Annotated in this window: 14 protein-coding genes; 4 read left to right on the plus strand and 10 right to left on the minus strand. The window is 50.2% G+C overall.

What is annotated here, in order from left to right; all coding sequences use genetic code 11:
- Window positions 1-69 precede the first annotated feature (69 nt).
- The 4 genes from glnG to glnA form a co-directional block, all read right to left on the minus strand.
- Entirely contained in the window at window positions 70-1,476 is a 1,407-nt protein-coding gene (gene glnG / locus GCE9029_RS23420; protein WP_002539706.1) for a nitrogen regulation protein NR(I), read from the minus strand.
- Window positions 1,477-1,485: 9 nt separating this feature from the next.
- Entirely contained in the window at window positions 1,486-2,532 is a 1,047-nt protein-coding gene (gene glnL / locus GCE9029_RS23425) for a nitrogen regulation protein NR(II) (RefSeq protein ID WP_062667434.1), read from the minus strand.
- Between the two features lie 121 nt (window positions 2,533-2,653).
- A complete protein-coding gene (locus tag GCE9029_RS23430; protein WP_062667436.1) occupies window positions 2,654-3,217 on the minus strand; it encodes a DUF4124 domain-containing protein in 564 nt (187 codons plus the stop codon).
- Between the two features lie 122 nt (window positions 3,218-3,339).
- Window positions 3,340-4,749 carry a glutamate--ammonia ligase gene (glnA, locus tag GCE9029_RS23435; protein WP_002539711.1) on the minus strand — a complete coding sequence of 470 codons (1,410 nt, stop codon included), beginning with the start codon at window positions 4,747-4,749 and terminating at the stop codon, window positions 3,340-3,342.
- A 623-nt stretch (window positions 4,750-5,372) separates the two neighbouring features.
- Here glnA and typA point away from each other — a divergent pair.
- Window positions 5,373-7,202, plus strand: coding sequence for a translational GTPase TypA (typA, locus tag GCE9029_RS23440; RefSeq protein WP_002539714.1), 1,830 nt, complete (start codon window positions 5,373-5,375; stop codon window positions 7,200-7,202).
- 72 nt (window positions 7,203-7,274) lie between these two features.
- Here typA and GCE9029_RS23445 read toward each other — a convergent pair whose 3' ends face one another.
- Together GCE9029_RS23445 and GCE9029_RS23450 are read right to left on the minus strand one after the other, a co-directional pair.
- A complete protein-coding gene (locus GCE9029_RS23445) occupies window positions 7,275-7,523 on the minus strand; it encodes a GlsB/YeaQ/YmgE family stress response membrane protein (RefSeq protein ID WP_002539716.1) in 249 nt (82 codons plus the stop codon).
- A 156-nt stretch (window positions 7,524-7,679) separates the two neighbouring features.
- Window positions 7,680-8,315 carry a DUF2959 domain-containing protein gene (locus GCE9029_RS23450; protein WP_062667438.1) on the minus strand — a complete coding sequence of 212 codons (636 nt, stop codon included), beginning with the start codon at window positions 8,313-8,315 and terminating at the stop codon, window positions 7,680-7,682.
- A 42-nt stretch (window positions 8,316-8,357) separates the two neighbouring features.
- On the opposite strand from GCE9029_RS23450, the gene GCE9029_RS23455 reads away from it, so the two are divergent.
- Genes GCE9029_RS23455 through GCE9029_RS23465 form a run of 3 tightly spaced genes read left to right on the plus strand, consistent with a single transcriptional unit; the run spans window position 8,358 to window position 10,685 of the window.
- On the plus strand, window positions 8,358-9,251 hold the full coding sequence (locus tag GCE9029_RS23455) for a virulence factor BrkB family protein (protein ID WP_062667440.1): 894 nt from the start codon (window positions 8,358-8,360) through the stop codon (window positions 9,249-9,251).
- A gap of 21 nt (window positions 9,252-9,272) precedes the next feature.
- Window positions 9,273-9,707 (plus strand): D-aminoacyl-tRNA deacylase, encoded by a 435-nt coding sequence (gene dtd / locus GCE9029_RS23460; RefSeq protein WP_062667442.1) that lies wholly within the window; start codon window positions 9,273-9,275, stop codon window positions 9,705-9,707.
- Window positions 9,708-9,740: 33 nt separating this feature from the next.
- Window positions 9,741-10,685, plus strand: coding sequence for a bifunctional GNAT family N-acetyltransferase/hotdog fold thioesterase (locus GCE9029_RS23465; protein ID WP_062667444.1), 945 nt, complete (start codon window positions 9,741-9,743; stop codon window positions 10,683-10,685).
- 13 nt (window positions 10,686-10,698) lie between these two features.
- On the opposite strand, the gene GCE9029_RS23470 is transcribed toward GCE9029_RS23465, so the two are convergent.
- From GCE9029_RS23470 to hslR, 4 genes are all read right to left on the minus strand, one after another.
- Window positions 10,699-12,588 (minus strand): AsmA family protein, encoded by a 1,890-nt coding sequence (locus GCE9029_RS23470; protein WP_062667446.1) that lies wholly within the window; start codon window positions 12,586-12,588, stop codon window positions 10,699-10,701.
- A gap of 204 nt (window positions 12,589-12,792) precedes the next feature.
- Window positions 12,793-14,424, minus strand: a complete 1,632-nt coding sequence (pckA, locus tag GCE9029_RS23475) for a phosphoenolpyruvate carboxykinase (ATP) (RefSeq protein ID WP_062667449.1) — start codon at window positions 14,422-14,424, stop codon at window positions 12,793-12,795.
- Between the two features lie 311 nt (window positions 14,425-14,735).
- Entirely contained in the window at window positions 14,736-15,611 is an 876-nt protein-coding gene (hslO, locus tag GCE9029_RS23480; protein WP_062667451.1) for an Hsp33 family molecular chaperone HslO, read from the minus strand.
- A gap of 18 nt (window positions 15,612-15,629) precedes the next feature.
- Entirely contained in the window at window positions 15,630-16,040 is a 411-nt protein-coding gene (hslR, locus tag GCE9029_RS23485) for a ribosome-associated heat shock protein Hsp15 (RefSeq protein ID WP_062667453.1), read from the minus strand.
- Window positions 16,041-16,242 lie beyond the last annotated feature (202 nt).

Consider the following 16,242-nt stretch of genomic DNA (forward strand, 5'->3'; position numbering starts at 1 on the left):
AACCGCCTAAATAGGCGGTTTTGAAAAGATTGTTTACCAAATTTGTTTAAATAGTGAACCAATTTGAGTTTATGGCATTTGAAGCTCTTTGAGCTTACGGGTCAGGGTGTTACGTCCCCAACCAAGCAGTTTTGCTGCTTCCTGCTTGTGCCCCCGGGTGTGGCTGAGTGCTTCACGCAGCAAGATACGTTCAAATTCAGGCAAGGCTTCACGGAGCAGGTTGTCATCACCGTTATCCAGCGACAGACGAGCCCATTGGGATAGCGCGGCCTGCCAGCTGTCACCTTCGCCGGTACTTTCCATTGATTCAGGCTGCATCAGCTCTGGTGGTAAGTCTTCGGGCAAAATTTCTTTACCGCTCGCCATCACTGTCAGCCAGCGACAGGTGTTTTCAAGCTGGCGTACGTTACCTGGCCAGGAAAGACCTGACATTAAATCCAGTGTGGTCGGGTGCAGTGATTTGACTTCGATATCGAGCTCATCAGAAGCGCGTTTGAGAAAGTGTTTGGCGAGTTGACCGATGTCCTGACGACGCTCACGAAGTGGCGGCAGGTGAACACGAATCACGTTCAGGCGGTGGAACAAGTCTTCACGAAAACTGCCTTCAGCCACCAACCTTTCAAGGTTTTGGTGGGTTGCTGCAATGATGCGGACATCCACATTAATGGCCTGATGGCCGCCGACACGATAAAACTGCCCATCGGCCAGCACGCGCAGCAAACGGGTTTGGATATCCAGCGGCATATCACCGATTTCATCCAGAAACAGGGTGCCGCCATTGGCTTGCTCAAAGCGACCCTGACGGACATTGTTGGCGCCGGTAAAGGCCCCTTTCTCGTGACCAAACAGTTCTGATTCAATCAAGTCTTTAGGGATGGCCGCCATGTTAAGCGCGATAAAAGAGTTTGATGCGCGTGGGCTGTGGCGGTGAAGAGCATGGGCAACCAGCTCTTTACCCGTACCTGACTCGCCGTTGATCAATACGGAAATCGATGAACGGGAAAGGCGACCGATGGCGCGGAAAACTTCCTGCATCGAGGGCGCTTCACCAATAATTTCCGGTGCAGCTTCCATCGTTTCCTTGGGTGAGCGCTGGCGCTTCTGCTCTTGGCTGTGAGAGACGGCGCGCTCAACCAAAGCAACGGCTTCATCAATATCAAACGGCTTTGGCAGGTATTCAAATGCTCCTTTCTGATAGGCGCTCACCGCAGCGTCCAGATCAGAATGTGCCGTCATGATGATGACCGGCAGTGTCGGGTATTCAGATTGCAGACGGTTTAGCAGGGTGAAGCCGTCGGTGCCAGGCATGCGGATATCAGAGACAAGAACATCCGGGACTTCCCGGTTTAATGCATCCAGCACGCTGTCAGCGTCGGCGAAAGTTTCACAAGCAAGCCCGGCTGCGCTCAGGGTGCGTTCCAGTACCCAGCGGATTGAGCTGTCGTCATCGACGACCCAGATTAGTCCTTTGCTCATATTCTCCCCTTAGCGACGAATTGGTAACAAAATGGTGAAAGTGGTGTGTCCCGGCCAGCTATTAACGTAAATCTTGCCTTTATGCTGATCTATGAGGTTTCGGGTAATGGAAAGTCCAAGCCCTGTGCCTCCGGGGCGCCCTGACACCATGGGATAAAACAAGGTGTCCTGGAGCTCAGGGGCGATGCCAGGACCATTGTCAGAAATATCTATACGTGCAGCCAAACGGTGGCGCTTCCCGCCAATCACGACTTGATGTTCAGTGCGGGTGCGGAGGGTGATTTCGGCATTTGGACTGTCTCCCATAATTTGCGCCGCATTGTTCACCACGTTGAGAATGGCCTGCTCCATCTGTTCAGGGTCCATTTCTATATCGGGTAAGCTCGGGTCATAGTCACGCTCAAGATTGACCTTGCCTGCGCTGAGCTCGACCAGTTGGCGAACTTTCTCAAGCACCACGTGAATGTTCTCTTGCTGGCGGTGACCGGGCTTTTGTGGCCCCAGTAACCTGTCCACCAAATTCCGAAGTCTATCGGCCTGCTCGATAATGATGCGGGTATATTCCCCAAGGCTTGGATCAGGCAGCATTTTCTCCAAAAGCTGCGCCGCACCTCGAAGGCCACCGAGCGGGTTTTTAATTTCATGAGCTAGGCCACGCACCAACTCTTTAGCTGCCTGTTGTTGTGCCTGCTGCTGCAACTCTTTACTGATTTGCTGTTGATGGCCAATGGCTTTGATTTCAATCAGCATGGATGGACTGCGCGCCCACATCAAAGGGCTGGCACTCAACTCCACTTTGCGCTGATGACCATCCACGACGATGGTGACATCGCTGTCAGTGAGTCCTTGACCGCCAGAAAGCGTTTCCTTAACCAGGCTGAGGTCGATTGAACAGTGTTGCAACAGATCAGGAAGGGGATGCTCTAGCAAGCGACGTGCACTCAGGCAGAGCAGTTGTTCTGCTGCAGGGTTGGCGTAGGTGACAACAAGATCGTTATCGAGCACCAACACCGCAGTGATCAGGTTATCCATGACAGTTTCGGTCAGCGTGGCCACATTACCTTCCTTTTTGATTGCACCATATTGGTGCAATCCAGTTTACTCGATAGTGCGTTGTTGTGCAGCGAAGAAAAACCGCTTTCTACAGCAGCGCTGCCAAATAGCGTCTTAACCTGTGTTATCTGGGGCTTGGCTTGCCGGGAGGCAGTACTTTCTTCTTGGATGCCCGATGCAGATACACGGTTATTGAATGGGATGCTGCAATTACCTTGCCATCTTGTAGTAGCTGCACCTTTATGGTGTGGGTACCCCGATCGACATTCGTTAAGGTGAGAGATGCACCTTTTGAGGCAGGCTGTTTTTTTCCATCAACCACAGCACGGACGGATTGGTTTTTCCCAAGCGGAAGATCGGTGGAAATATTCAGGGTGATGTTACCTTCGTTACTGCGGATGGTGGCCTCGTCGCCCGGAGAGAGCAGGGAAATTGAGCTGGCCAGTGGCGGCGCTTCCGGGGCTTCTGGCGTAGGTGGCGCTTCCGGAGAGGTTGGCGATACCACATTGGATGAGCCTTGAGAGGGTAAAGGGATAGTGCCTAGTTCGACTTCAAGCTCGAGGCCGACTGAAGGTGGAGAGTCGCTGAAATGCAAAGTGCCATTTTCATCAACCCAGCGGTAATACTCACCCGCGCCGGCGGACACAGACAGTGCACCAAAAAGGAGCATGCCGATTATACGCATCATGAATTCCTTGAGTTTTCTGGCGAGGTGCCAACAAACCTATTTTGCGATGGGGAGAAATCCAGACAATAAAAAAAGGGCCCGCCTGTGAGCGAGCCCTTCGATTTGGTATGAAATTCGTTGAATTACACTGAGTAGTACAGTTCGAATTCCAGTGGGTGAGTGGTCATGTTCACCTTCTCAACGTCCTGAGATTTCAGAGCGATGTAAGAATCGATGAAGTCGTCAGAGAATACGCCGCCTGAAGTCAGGAACTCACGGTCGTCGCTCAGTGCTTGCAGAGCTTGCTGCAGAGACTCAGCAACAGTTGGGATTTCTGCTGCTTCTTCTGCTGGCAGGTCGTACAGGTCTTTATCCATTGCATCGCCAGGGTGGATCTTGTTCTTAATACCGTCAAGACCAGCCATCAGCATTGCTGCGAACGCCAGGTACGGGTTAGCAGATGGATCGCCGAAGCGAACTTCGATACGACGTGCTTTCGGGCTTGGTACCACTGGGATACGGATAGAAGCAGAACGGTTACGTGCAGAGTATGCCAGCATAACAGGAGCTTCGAAGCCTGGAACCAGACGCTTGTATGAGTTGGTAGACGCGTTCGCGAATGCGTTGATTGCGCGAGCGTGCTTGATGATACCGCCGATGTAGTACAGAGCAGTTTCAGACAGGCCGCCGTACTTGTCGCCAGCGAAGAGGTTTTGACCGTCTTTCGCCAGAGATTGGTGAACGTGCATACCTGAACCGTTATCGCCAACCAGTGGCTTAGGCATGAAGGTCGCAGTCTTACCAAATGCGTGTGCTACGTTGTGAACAACGTACTTGTAGATTTGGATTTCATCCGCTTTGCTGGTCAGGGTGTTGAAACGCGTTGCGATTTCGTTCTGGCCTGCAGTTGCTACTTCGTGGTGGTGTGCTTCAACAACCAGACCCATCTCTTCCATAACCAGACACATTGCTGAACGGATGTCTTGAGATGAATCAACTGGTGCTACTGGGAAGTAACCGCCTTTAACGCCTGGACGGTGACCTTTGTTACCGCCTTCGAAATCAGAACCTGTGTTCCATGCTGCTTCTACGTCGTCAATCTTGAAGAAAGAACCTGACATGTCAGTCGCGAATTTCACATCGTCAAACAGGAAGAATTCTGGCTCAGGACCGATAAGAACAGTGTCTGCGATACCGGTAGAGCGCATGTAGTCTTCAGCGCGTTTTGCGATAGAACGTGGGTCACGGTCGTAGCCTTGCATAGTTGCTGGCTCAAGAATGTCACAACGTACGTTCAGCGTTGCGTCTTCCGTGAATGGGTCAAGTACTGCTGAAGACGCGTCAGGCATCATCACCATGTCTGACTCGTTAATGCCTTTCCAACCTGCAACAGAAGAACCGTCGAACATTTTACCTTCTTCGAAGAAGTCCGCGTCGATCTGGTGTGCTGGGATTGAGATGTGCTGCTCTTTACCTTTGGTATCGGTGAAGCGCAGGTCAACAAACTTAACTTCGTGCTCTTGGATTAAGGCGAGTACGTTTTCTACTGACATGTGAATAAACCTCCGGTGTCATTGTTCTCTAACTTGGTGAAGTTGCTTCTATGCGCTCCACCAAAAAGTTGGTCTGGCTCCACTAAAGCTAAAAGTGTGCCAAGTTTGAAATCCCTGTCATTACCAGTATTTACACGATAATGACTTAAAAAAGTGCGTTACATCGATCAATTTTGGTGCGCGTCCGCACCAATATGGTGCAATGGGAAGGATTGCGTGCCAACTGATTCATTCAGCAGCGGTTCGGGTTGGTTGTCAACGACTGAGCGGATGGAAGGAAAAGACAATGTTGGAGCTGTGAGGTGGATCGAAATCTGTCCATTTACAGTGCAATAAGAAAGGGAATAAATCGATGCATCGCATTCGCTCAATATGTTGCCCAAATGTAGCGCACTAATCGTCTGCAGACAGTGCGGTATAAGGGATAGAGACAGGCTTTCTTAATGAGGTTTTTGTGTCGGTAACAAGGCAGAACGAATATAAATTGATCCTGAGTCACATATTTCGTGGGTTTTCAATAAAAATCTGGTAAATTACGGCCGGATTTTTAATCAGTGGCGGTGAGCGCTTTCGGCAAAGCCGGAGCTTTTGGCGGCACATCTTTTTTGAGTGAAAGAGAACCCATGTCTACTTTACAGATAGATAAACTAAGAAACATCGCGATCATCGCGCACGTTGACCACGGTAAAACCACCCTGGTTGACAAACTGCTTCAGCAGTCTGGCACCCTGGAAACCCGTGGCGAGCACGAAGAACGCGTCATGGACTCGAACGACATCGAGAAAGAGCGTGGCATTACCATTCTGGCGAAGAACACCGCTATTAACTGGAATGATTACCGCATCAACATCGTAGATACCCCAGGACACGCCGACTTCGGTGGTGAAGTGGAACGTATCATGTCGATGGTTGACTCTGTACTTCTGATCGTTGATGCAGTTGATGGCCCAATGCCACAAACTCGCTTCGTAACGCAAAAAGCGTTTGCACACGGTCTGAAGCCAATCGTTGTTATCAACAAAATCGACCGTCCTGGCGCGCGTCCTGACTGGGTAATGGATCAGGTATTTGACCTGTTCGACAACCTGGGTGCTACTGACGAGCAGCTGGACTTCCAAGTGGTTTACGCATCAGCACTGAACGGTTGGGCGACCCTGGAAGAAGGCGAAACCGGCGAGAACATGGAACCACTGTTCCAGGCAATCGTTGACAACGTTTCAGCGCCAGAAGTTGATACTGACGGCTCTCTGCAAATGCAGATCTCTCAGCTGGACTACAGCTCTTACGTTGGTGTTATCGGTGTTGGCCGTGTGACCCGTGGTTCTGTAAAACCTAACCAGCAAGTGACCATCGTAGGTGCTGACGGTAAAACCCGTAACGGTAAAGTCGGTACTGTACTGGGTTACCTGGGCCTTGAGCGTCATGACGTTGCATCTGCAGCAGCTGGCGACATCATTGCAATCACAGGTCTGGGTGAGCTGAAAATCTCTGACACTATCTGTGACGTGAACGCGGTTGAAGCGCTGCCAGCGCTGTCTGTTGACGAACCAACTGTGACCATGACTTTTCAGGTGAATACCTCTCCTTTTGCAGGTAAAGAAGGTAAGTTCGTGACTTCACGTAACATCCTTGAGCGTCTGCAGAAAGAACTGGTTCACAACGTTGCACTGCGCGTTGAAGAAACTGAAGACCCGGATAAATTCCGCGTTTCAGGTCGTGGTGAACTGCACCTGTCTATCCTGATCGAAAACATGCGTCGTGAAGGCTTCGAGCTTGCTGTATCTCGTCCAGAAGTTATTCTGAAAGAAGAAGATGGCCAGCTGATGGAACCGTTTGAGACCGTGACCATCGACGTTCAGGAAGAGCACCAGGGCGGCATCATGGAGAAGATCGGCCTGCGTAAAGGTGAGCTGAAAGACATGTCTCCAGATGGTAAAGGCCGTGTACGTATGGACTTCATCATGCCATCTCGTGGCCTGATTGGTTTCCAGACAGAGTTCATGACCCTGACTTCTGGTTCAGGTCTGATGTACCACACCTACGACCACTACGGTCCACACAAAGGCGGTAACATCGGCCAGCGTAACAACGGCGTACTGATTGCGAACGCAGCAGGTAAAGCCCTGACTAACGCCCTGTTCAACCTGCAGGAGCGTGGTCGTCTGTTCATCGGTCATGGTGTTGAAGTTTACGAAGGTATGGTTATCGGTATTCACAGCCGTGACAACGACCTGACGGTTAACGCCCTGAAAGGTAAGCAGCTGACTAACGTACGTGCATCAGGTACTGATGACGCACAGGTGCTGACTTCACCAATCAAGTACACGCTTGAGCAGGCACTGGAGTTCATCGATGACGACGAACTGGTAGAAGTGACCCCTGAAAGCATCCGTATCCGTAAGAAACTGCTGACAGAAACTGACCGTAAGCGCGCAAGCCGCGGCAGCAAGTAAGCCTTCTTAGGAACGTAAAAAAGCCTCCCGGTTGGGAGGCTTTTTTGTCTCTATCGCTTTTGTTTTTCTGCGTTATTTGACGAACTTGTTATAAACAAACAGCAGGATAAGTGCGCCCACTGTTGCCATCACGATGCCGCCAATGCTCAGACCGGTTGTGGTGCCAATACCCAGCAGCGTACTGACCCAGCCACCCACCACGGCGCCCGCAATACCCAGCAGGGTAGTGATGATGAAACCGCCACCGTCTTTTCCTGGCATGATCCACTTCGCGAGAATACCTGCGAGTAAGCCAAGAATGATCCAAGAAATAATGCTCATGTGTTCTCCTCCAAGTTGAGAGACGGTAAATACTTATGGATTTACCAATACCGTTGAATGCAGGCATTAAATTGCCTGGGCACACATTACGGCAGTTTGTCTCACATCGTCTGTTTCAACTTCGAGAAAATCATTGAGACAGTTAGAGTATGAACTCTAGTTCTTTAAGGTTGCTAAGAAGCGTTCCGATTCGGCAATAGCGGTTTGCATATCCTTGATTGCACGGTTAATTTCTTGCTCCAAACCCGCGAACTCACCTTTCAAAGCACCAATTGCAGCGGCATTGAGGTTGTGCTTTAGGTAAAGGGTGTTATCGCGTAGTGTGTCGAGAACGGGTTCCATTTTGCTCTCTGCCTTTTTCATCGCAGACAACATTTGTCCGTAGCTGCGCTCAGTGTCCTTGAGTTTACGCTCACTGTCGCGACGGAGCGCAGTGCTGGAATAGAGGGAAAGCTCTTCACGCCACTCATCGAACAGAGCGTCAGACACATCTTCAACAGCTTCAATGCGCTCGCGCACATTTTCCACGGCTGCTTCGCTGTCTTCGTACTGATCGTTAATGGTGTCGTACATTGTTTGTAACTCTCCGCCATCGAAGTTGGTCAGAGTGGTGAGTGCATCAAGCGCACTGGTAAACTGCTCGCTGGCTTCCTGCTGAGCATCGGAAGCAGCCTCAACGCGATCGGCCATGATGTCACGCTTATGCACACCAACCTTTTCCATGGTGGCGTAGTAAGCCGACTGACAGCCGGCCAGTGTAAAGAGCAAAAGCAGGGTGGAGATGAGGCGCACGGTACACTCCTTCGTGTATGATTAATTTTCTTAATAAAGACTATGGTTGAAGCATTGGAACGACTCAAGCATTCATTGCCCAGGGCAGGGCAAATTCTGTTCGCCTTCGCAAGGCATCTCATCCGTCGTGTTATTCATGACCGCCTGACAGTGACTGCCGGTTATATGGCTTATGTCACTTTACTCTCACTGGTGCCACTGATCACTGTGGTGTTGTCAGCATTATCGCTGATCCCTGGGTTCGCTGAGGCCGGTGACCAAATCCGCTCTTTTGTGCTGCATAATTTTGTGCCTGCCTCCGGTGATGCTCTTGAGCAATACCTCAATGAGTTTGTTGCCAACGCGGGCAAGATGACCGCTGTCGGGGTGGCATTCCTTTTTGTGGTGGCTCTGATGTTGATCTCAGCTATCGATAAGAGCCTGAATTACATTTGGCGAATCAAACACAAGCGCGCGCCTGTGGTATCTTTTTCCATCTACTGGATGGTGCTGACACTGGGTCCCGTGCTGGTGGGCAGTAGTTTGGGTGTGAGTTCCTACCTTGGCTCGCTGAATCTGCTGGAGCTCGATGGTGCAGATGTTTGGGCACCAACTCTGTTGAAGTGGTTACCATTCCTGCTGACCGCACTGGCCTTTCTGGGACTTTATACCTTGGTGCCAAATTGCCGGGTGCGTCTCGCCCATGCCGCGGCGGGAGCAGTATCCGCCGCGCTGCTGTTTGAGTTCAGCAAAAAGGGCTTTGCCTTCTATGCGACGAATTTCCCATCTTATGAGTTGATATACGGCGCGCTGGCTGTGGTACCTTTGCTGTTTGTTTGGGTCTATCTCAGCTGGTGTATCGTGTTGATTGGTGCAGAAATTACCGCATCGCTCGGTGAGCGTAAGGTGTGGGATGTTCCGCCAGTGACGGAGCCAGAACAACTTATTGATAATTAAGATGATAAGAAAGGAGCTGCTATGATTGCGCTTATCCAGCGAGTAAGCGAAGCCAGTGTGGTGGTTGACGGTCAGACTGTCGGCGCGATTGGCAAAGGGCTGTTGGTGCTGCTGGGTGTTGAAAAAGGCGATGATGAGAAGAAAGCGCACCGCCTGCATGAGAAGGTTCTTGGTTACCGCGTGTTCAGTGACGAAAACGACAAGATGAACATGAACGTGCAACAGGCGGGTGGAGAGGTACTGGTGGTTTCCCAGTTCACGCTGACAGCTCTCACTAACAAAGGGATGCGTCCCAGTTTCAACGGCGCGCCACCAGCGGAAGCCGATCGCCTTTATCAGCTATTTTCGCAATATTGCCGCGAAAGCGGTGTCAAAACAGAAAATGGTGTGTTTGCAGCAGACATGAAAGTGAGCCTGGTGAATGACGGCCCGGTGACTTTCTGGCTGCAGGTTTAATTACCCAATTGGGTTCACGAGGAGAGAAACGGGATGTTTCGGCTAATCACCCCTACCAAGGATGATGAACTTCAGGCGTACTTTTATTTTCGCTGGAAGATGCTTCGTGAGCCATGGCGTCAGCCGGAAGGCTCTGAGCGCGACGCCTATGATGTTGGCTCTCACCACCGCATGATTGTTGACGCCAAAGGCGAGCCGATTGCCATCGGCCGCCTCTATCTTACCCCCGACAACGACGGCCAAATTCGCTATATGGCCGTGGCTCCCCAGTATCGCCAGCGTGGTTTGGGCGCACTCATTCTCATGACGTTGGAATCGCTCGCGCGCCAGGAAGGGGCAAAGCGGTTGGTCTGTAATGCACGTGAAGATGCCATTGGTTTTTATAGTCAGAACGGTTTTGTCAATCAGGGTGAGCTGAGTGAAGAGCGAGGCCCTGTCCGCCATCAGCAAATGCTGAAGACCCTCGATATGATGTCCGATGTAGTGCGTCGTCCTGAGTGGTGTCATGAGCTTCAGCAACGCTGGCAACAGCAAATTCCGATCAGCGACAAAATGGGTATTCGTATCAGCCAGTTTACCGGCTACCGCTTTGAAATTTGTGCGCTCTTGAATGCCAACCTCAATCCTCATGATTCCATGTTTGCCGGCAGTGTGTTCAGCATGGCGACCTTGGCAGGCTGGGGCATGGTGTGGCTGCTAATGAAGGAGCGTCAGCTGTCTGCGAGCATCGTACTGGCAGACAGCCATATTCGTTATCGCCAGCCTATTCTTGAGCGTCCGCGGGCTGTTGTATCTCTAGATGGGCTGAGCGGTGATCTAGACCGCCTTGAAAATGGCCGTAAAGCAAGGGTGAAACTGGAGGTGACCTTCTACAGTGGCGATGATGTGGCAGGAACCTTCACGGGCACTTATATGCTGGTGCCGGAACAGGAGCAGGCTGCTGACACTATTGAGAGCCAGACATTACTGTTTGGCTGATCCTGAGCTTTCCTTATCGATTGGTGTGGGAGAGGTTGCCTCCGCCGGTGACTAAATCCCACTGTCCAGACAAAGTAGAACGTTTTTCTTCGTGCACCAGACTGAGTGGAGCCAAGCTGATCCGGCCGCGGTCTGCAGTGATATTCACTTCCCCGACACTGATAGGGAGAGTGTTGCGTTCAGCGTTTTCACGCTTATCTGAAAACAGCGTCATCAACGACTGACTGAAGGATTCGTCTTCCCCGACTTGTATGACAGTGCTGTGCGGTGTGGCTTTAAGAGCGCCAGTTAGGCTGTAGGCCAGACTGTCACCGTCGCCACCAAGCGCTGAGACTTTCACGTCGAGATCGTGTTCACCGTCAAGAGGCAGGTTCAGACCCAGCCAATGCGAGTAGATAGACGTTGGAAGGCTTAGCCCTGTGCCTTCCAGCGTCCAGGGACGACTTGGGTTGCTCAGGTTGGCTGTTGCTTTTGCGGCTAATTGCCCTTGCTGGAAAGTGAGGCTGAGAGGGTCGAGCTGCCAAATTCCTTCTTCGACTTTCATTGCAGCGTAGGGTGAAGAAACCAGAATGCGGTTAATGCTGGCAGCCTTCGCACTGCCAGTTAGTTGCCCAAGCCACATGCCATCATGACTTGCTTGTCTGAGTAGTAAATCCTTACCTTTAAGATTCAATCCAATGACTTGAAACGGAAATGCAGGGTCAGGCATAGTCACGTTGGTGTGTCTGACAGACAGGCTGCCAACGCGAATATTATCGAAGCGTTTCCAATGTGAGGAAAGCGTCGTTGAAAGTTCACTTTCCACTTCCAGTGTCAGACCATTAAGCACCAGTGACCTCAATGACAACGAAGCGGGCGTCATGTCTCCGGCAAATGAAATGTAGCCTTCGTCATCAATCTTGGAAGAGAAAGCGCCAACCTCGATGCGTGAAGGGGAAAGCGACATCTCTGCCAGCACATCGGTCATCAGCCACGTGTCGTAGTTGATGAGGTTGGCGTTGAATGACAAGAGCGAAGAGGCATCGTTGGCTGCCCATACCAGCTCGCCATTGCGAAGATTTACCGACTGTGCAGAAAGGTTGAGGTGTTCTAGCGTGAAGTCATCTACTGATGCGCTCACATCTAATAAATCGAGGCGGTTGATAGCAATGTCGTAGTCTTTGCTCAATGAACCCCACATCGCAGTGAGATTAGCGAGGTTGCTAGAGCGTTCGATACGGGCATCACTCAATGTGAGCTGGTGGAGCAACACTTCTTTGTTTTCAACTGTGGCGCTGCCGGTCACGTTACCAAACTCACTGTTGAATGACAGTCCCCAAATTTCCCACTTTTCGTCAGTCAGTTCGCTGTCGAGCAAGAGGTTGGAAAGCGTTTGACCATCTATTGAGAGTGAAGGCGTAGAAAACTGGAACTGTCCTTGCCAACTTCCCCATTTGTCTTCTGTGTTGCGCCAATTGGAAACCTGAATATCGGCGTGGTCGAAAGCAAAGCTATTGCTTTGGTAAGCCACATCGTCCAATGCCAGATGTTTAACAGAAAGTGATGTCGGCAGGGCTGCTTTGTCTGCCAGATCAATGTTGGCTCTGCGCACCACCACGCTTTGCAAGGCAAGTGAACCATCAAGTGAATCCCACACTGACAAAGCGATGGAGGCATATCCGGCTCGATAAATGGTGGTTTCGTTTTCTTGCTCAATCAGCTCTGGCTCATGTAAGGCCAGTGAAAGAGGCGTCAGAAGATCGTAATCCAGAGATTCTGCGCGCAGAGAGTAGGGGGTAAAAGTGCTGACCGCTTTTTGTACCAAAGGCAGGCCGTAATTGGTGCTGAGCACGATAAGAAGCGCACCCAATGCGACAATAGTAATAATGACAAGCGAGGCGAGCAGCTTGGCAAGGAAACGCATTTGGCGATCTTCTCTCTTCAGTTATCTGATGCGGAAAAGGCAGCGTGTTACGCCGCAATTCTGTTGAGGTTGGCGCAAAAATCAACGTTATTCAAGCAGTAATCCGTTTCAGCGCCAAGGCAGTGAAGGAATTTAGAGATTGTCCTGCAAACCGAAAAACAAAAAGCCCCCAAATTGGGGGCTTTGATTCTTGGTGTCTATGTCTTAGCCAAGCTGAGGGCCAGCTTTCACCAATGCTTCACCTTCTGGTGTGTCGGTGTATTTCGCAAAGTTGTCGACAAAGCGTTTCGCCAAGTCTTCTGCTTTGCTTTCCCACTGAAGTGGGTCAACGTAAGTATCACGTGGGTCCAGAATATCCGGATCAACATCGTGCAGTTTGACAGGCACTTCCAGATTGAAGATTGGAACCACTTTGGTTTCCGCTTTTTCAATCGAACCATCCAGAATCGCATCGATGATCGCGCGGGTATCTTTGATGGAAATGCGCTTACCGGATCCGTTCCAGCCAGTGTTGACCAGATACGCTTCCGCACCTGCCGCTTCCATACGTTTTACCAGCACTTCAGCGTACTTGGTTGGGTGCAGCGTCAGGAACGCGTTACCGAAACAAGCAGAGAAGGTTGGGGTTGGTTCAGTGATACCGCGTTCAGTACCAGCCAGCTTGGCGGTAAAGCCAGACAGGAAGTGGTACTTAGTTTGCTCTGGTGTCAGCTTGGATACTGGTGGCAATACACCGAATGCGTCCGCAGACAGGAAGATCACTTTGTTAGCATGGCCACCTTTCGATACCGGCTTCACAATGTTTTCAATGTGATAGAGCGGGTAAGAAACGCGGGTGTTTTCGGTTTTAGAACCGTCGTCGAAATCAATAGAACCGTCGTTGCGAACGGTGACGTTTTCCAGCAGCGCGTCACGGCGAATTGCGTTGTAGATATCTGGCTCAGCTTCTTTGGAAAGCTTGATGGTTTTCGCGTAACAGCCACCTTCAAAGTTGAAGACACCGTTATCATCCCAGCCATGTTCGTCATCACCAATCAGTGCGCGTTTTGGATCGGTAGACAAGGTGGTTTTACCTGTGCCTGACAGGCCAAAGAAAATCGCTACTTCGCCTTCTTTGTTCATGTTGGCAGAACAGTGCATAGACGCAATGTCTTGGAGCGGAAGGAAGTAGTTCATCATGGCGAACATACCTTTTTTCATCTCACCGCCGTACCAGGTACCGCCGATGAGCTGCATACGCTCAGTCAGGTTGAAGACTGTGAAGTTTTCGGAGTTCAGACCATGCTCCTGCCACTTCTCATTGACGCATTTTGCTCCGTTCATGACCACGAAATCAGGTTCAAAGTTTTCCAGCTCTTCTTCTGTTGGGCGGATAAACATGTTTTTCACGAAGTGTGCCTGCCAGGCCACTTCGGTGATCACGCGGATGCTCAGGCGGGTGTCAGGGTTGGCACCACAGTAACCATCAATCACAAACACGCGTTTGCCTGACAGTTGACGGGTAACGAGGGCTTTTAGGTCATCCCAGACGTGTTGGTCGATCGGTTTATTATCATTAGTCCCTTGATCTGACCACCACATGGTGTCTTGGGTTGTGTTGTCGCGCACAATGTATTTGTCTTTGGGAGAACGACCGGTAAAAATCCCGGTATCGACAGCCACTGCACCCAGCTCCGTAACAGTGCCTCTCTCAAATCCTTCCAGTTCCGGCTTGGTCTCCTCGACGAAAAGTTGTTCGTAGGTAGGGTTACGAACAATCTCTTTAACATCGTGTAAGCCGTGTTTTGACAAATCGATATTATTTGCAACCTTTTTTTCGACGTTCATGACAGTCATAGGTGCTCCTTGGGTAAGATGTAATGTAACTGTCGTCCATGCTAGCAACCTGAATTAGCCAATTCAGAGAGTTAACTCAAAAAATAACCACAAACAAATTAAGGGTTTGTAATAGTCTTAACCAGTCTGTACCTATAATATTACCGTCATGTTGCGCGTATGTGCCACACGGAAGTGGTTATTATTTGTACAAAATTAAGCAGTTAGAGTGCGGCGTATTTTTTTTGGGAAAAGGGAGATAATTGACGAAAAAACCGGCTCAGAGGCCGGTTTTTGTGGGATTTTTAACCATTAATTATTTAAGAAAATTATTAATGCACGGCTTCCGATGAAGGGCCGTTTTGGTCAAAAATTGCTGAAATATCAACAGAGTCGAATTCATAGTCTGCACCGCAGTAGTCGCAGTGAAGTTTGATATTTCCGGTCTCTGCGACCATTTTTTCAACTTCCTGACGCTCAATGGCAGCAATCGCAGAAGCGCTGCGCTCACGCGAGCATGAACACTTGAATGTCACATTTTTCGGTTCGTAGACTTTCACATTTTCCTGATGGTAAAGACGGTATAACACTTCTTCTGCTTCAAGATTGAAGAGCTCTTCGTCTTTAACTGTCTCGGTCAACTTAGCCAAATGGTCGAAATCGTCTTCATTGCCCATGCCATCTGGCAGGATTTGCAGCAGCATACCAGCCGCCTTCGATTCGCCGTCTACTTTACCGGTGCGCAGCCACAGACGGGTCTTCAATTGCTCAGAACGTGCGAAGTAGTCTTCCAGACATTCCTGCAACGTGTCACCTTCCAGACCCACGATGCCTTGGTAGCGCTCACCTTGGTCTGGTTCGATAGTAATTACGATGTGACCTTTGCCCATCAGCTCCGGCAAAGTTGCCGCTTCTGGCAGATCGCCATTCCAGCGCGCTGTACCACGTAATACTTGGTCATGATTACCGTTGATAACGATAAGTGACACAGGGCCATCACCTTGGATTTGGACCGTAATACTGCCTTCAAACTTCAGTGTTGCTGTCAGTAGGCTGGTCGCTACCATCAGCTCGCCCAGCAGATCTTTAACTGCCGCCGGGTAGTCTTTGCTGCCGGTCAGCTGTTGGAATGAATCAGAAAGTTGAACCAGTTCGCCGCGTACGGAGACGCCATCGAACAAGTAACGGTGCAGACTGTCTTGTGCCATGGGATAACTTCTCCGGCGTTAATCGTTACTGTTTCTAAATTTGATAATATCGCGTCGCTGCTTTTTGTCAGGACGACGATCTGGACTTGGATTGTGTGCATTCATCTGGCGTTCAAGGCTTCGTTGTTCCCTGCGCGACAGACTCTCATCAGTTTCTCGGTAAAGGGCCTGAGCTTCAGGCGCGCCGCGGCGACGCTCGCTCAGCTGTTCGACAATGATGATTTTCTCATCAAAACCTTGTCTCAGTTTGATCTCGGCACCAATTTCCACCAGTTTGCTCGGTTTTGAGCGCTGACCATTGTAGTGAACCTTGCCACCATCAATCATGTTTCTCGCTATGGTGCGTGTTTTATAGAAACGTGCGGCCCACAGCCATTTATCCAGCCTTACCTGCAAATCTTGATCAAAATCGTTGTGTTTCGATCCCACTAGACACTCCTTTACATTCGGGGGGCTAAACTTATCACGTTTGCTGAATACGATCAGCATCACAATTAGAGCTCTTATATGGTGTCCATTCGTCTAACTTTCAAGCCGCAATGGAATCATTCAGACAAAAATCGGTTCTCACTTATCGGCAAGGGAAGAGAAAACAGGTAAATTGGACAGTTAATTTCATATTCTTATATTA

The organism is Grimontia celer, from assembly GCF_900055185.1.
Taxonomy (GTDB): Bacteria; Pseudomonadota; Gammaproteobacteria; order Enterobacterales; family Vibrionaceae; genus Enterovibrio; species Enterovibrio celer.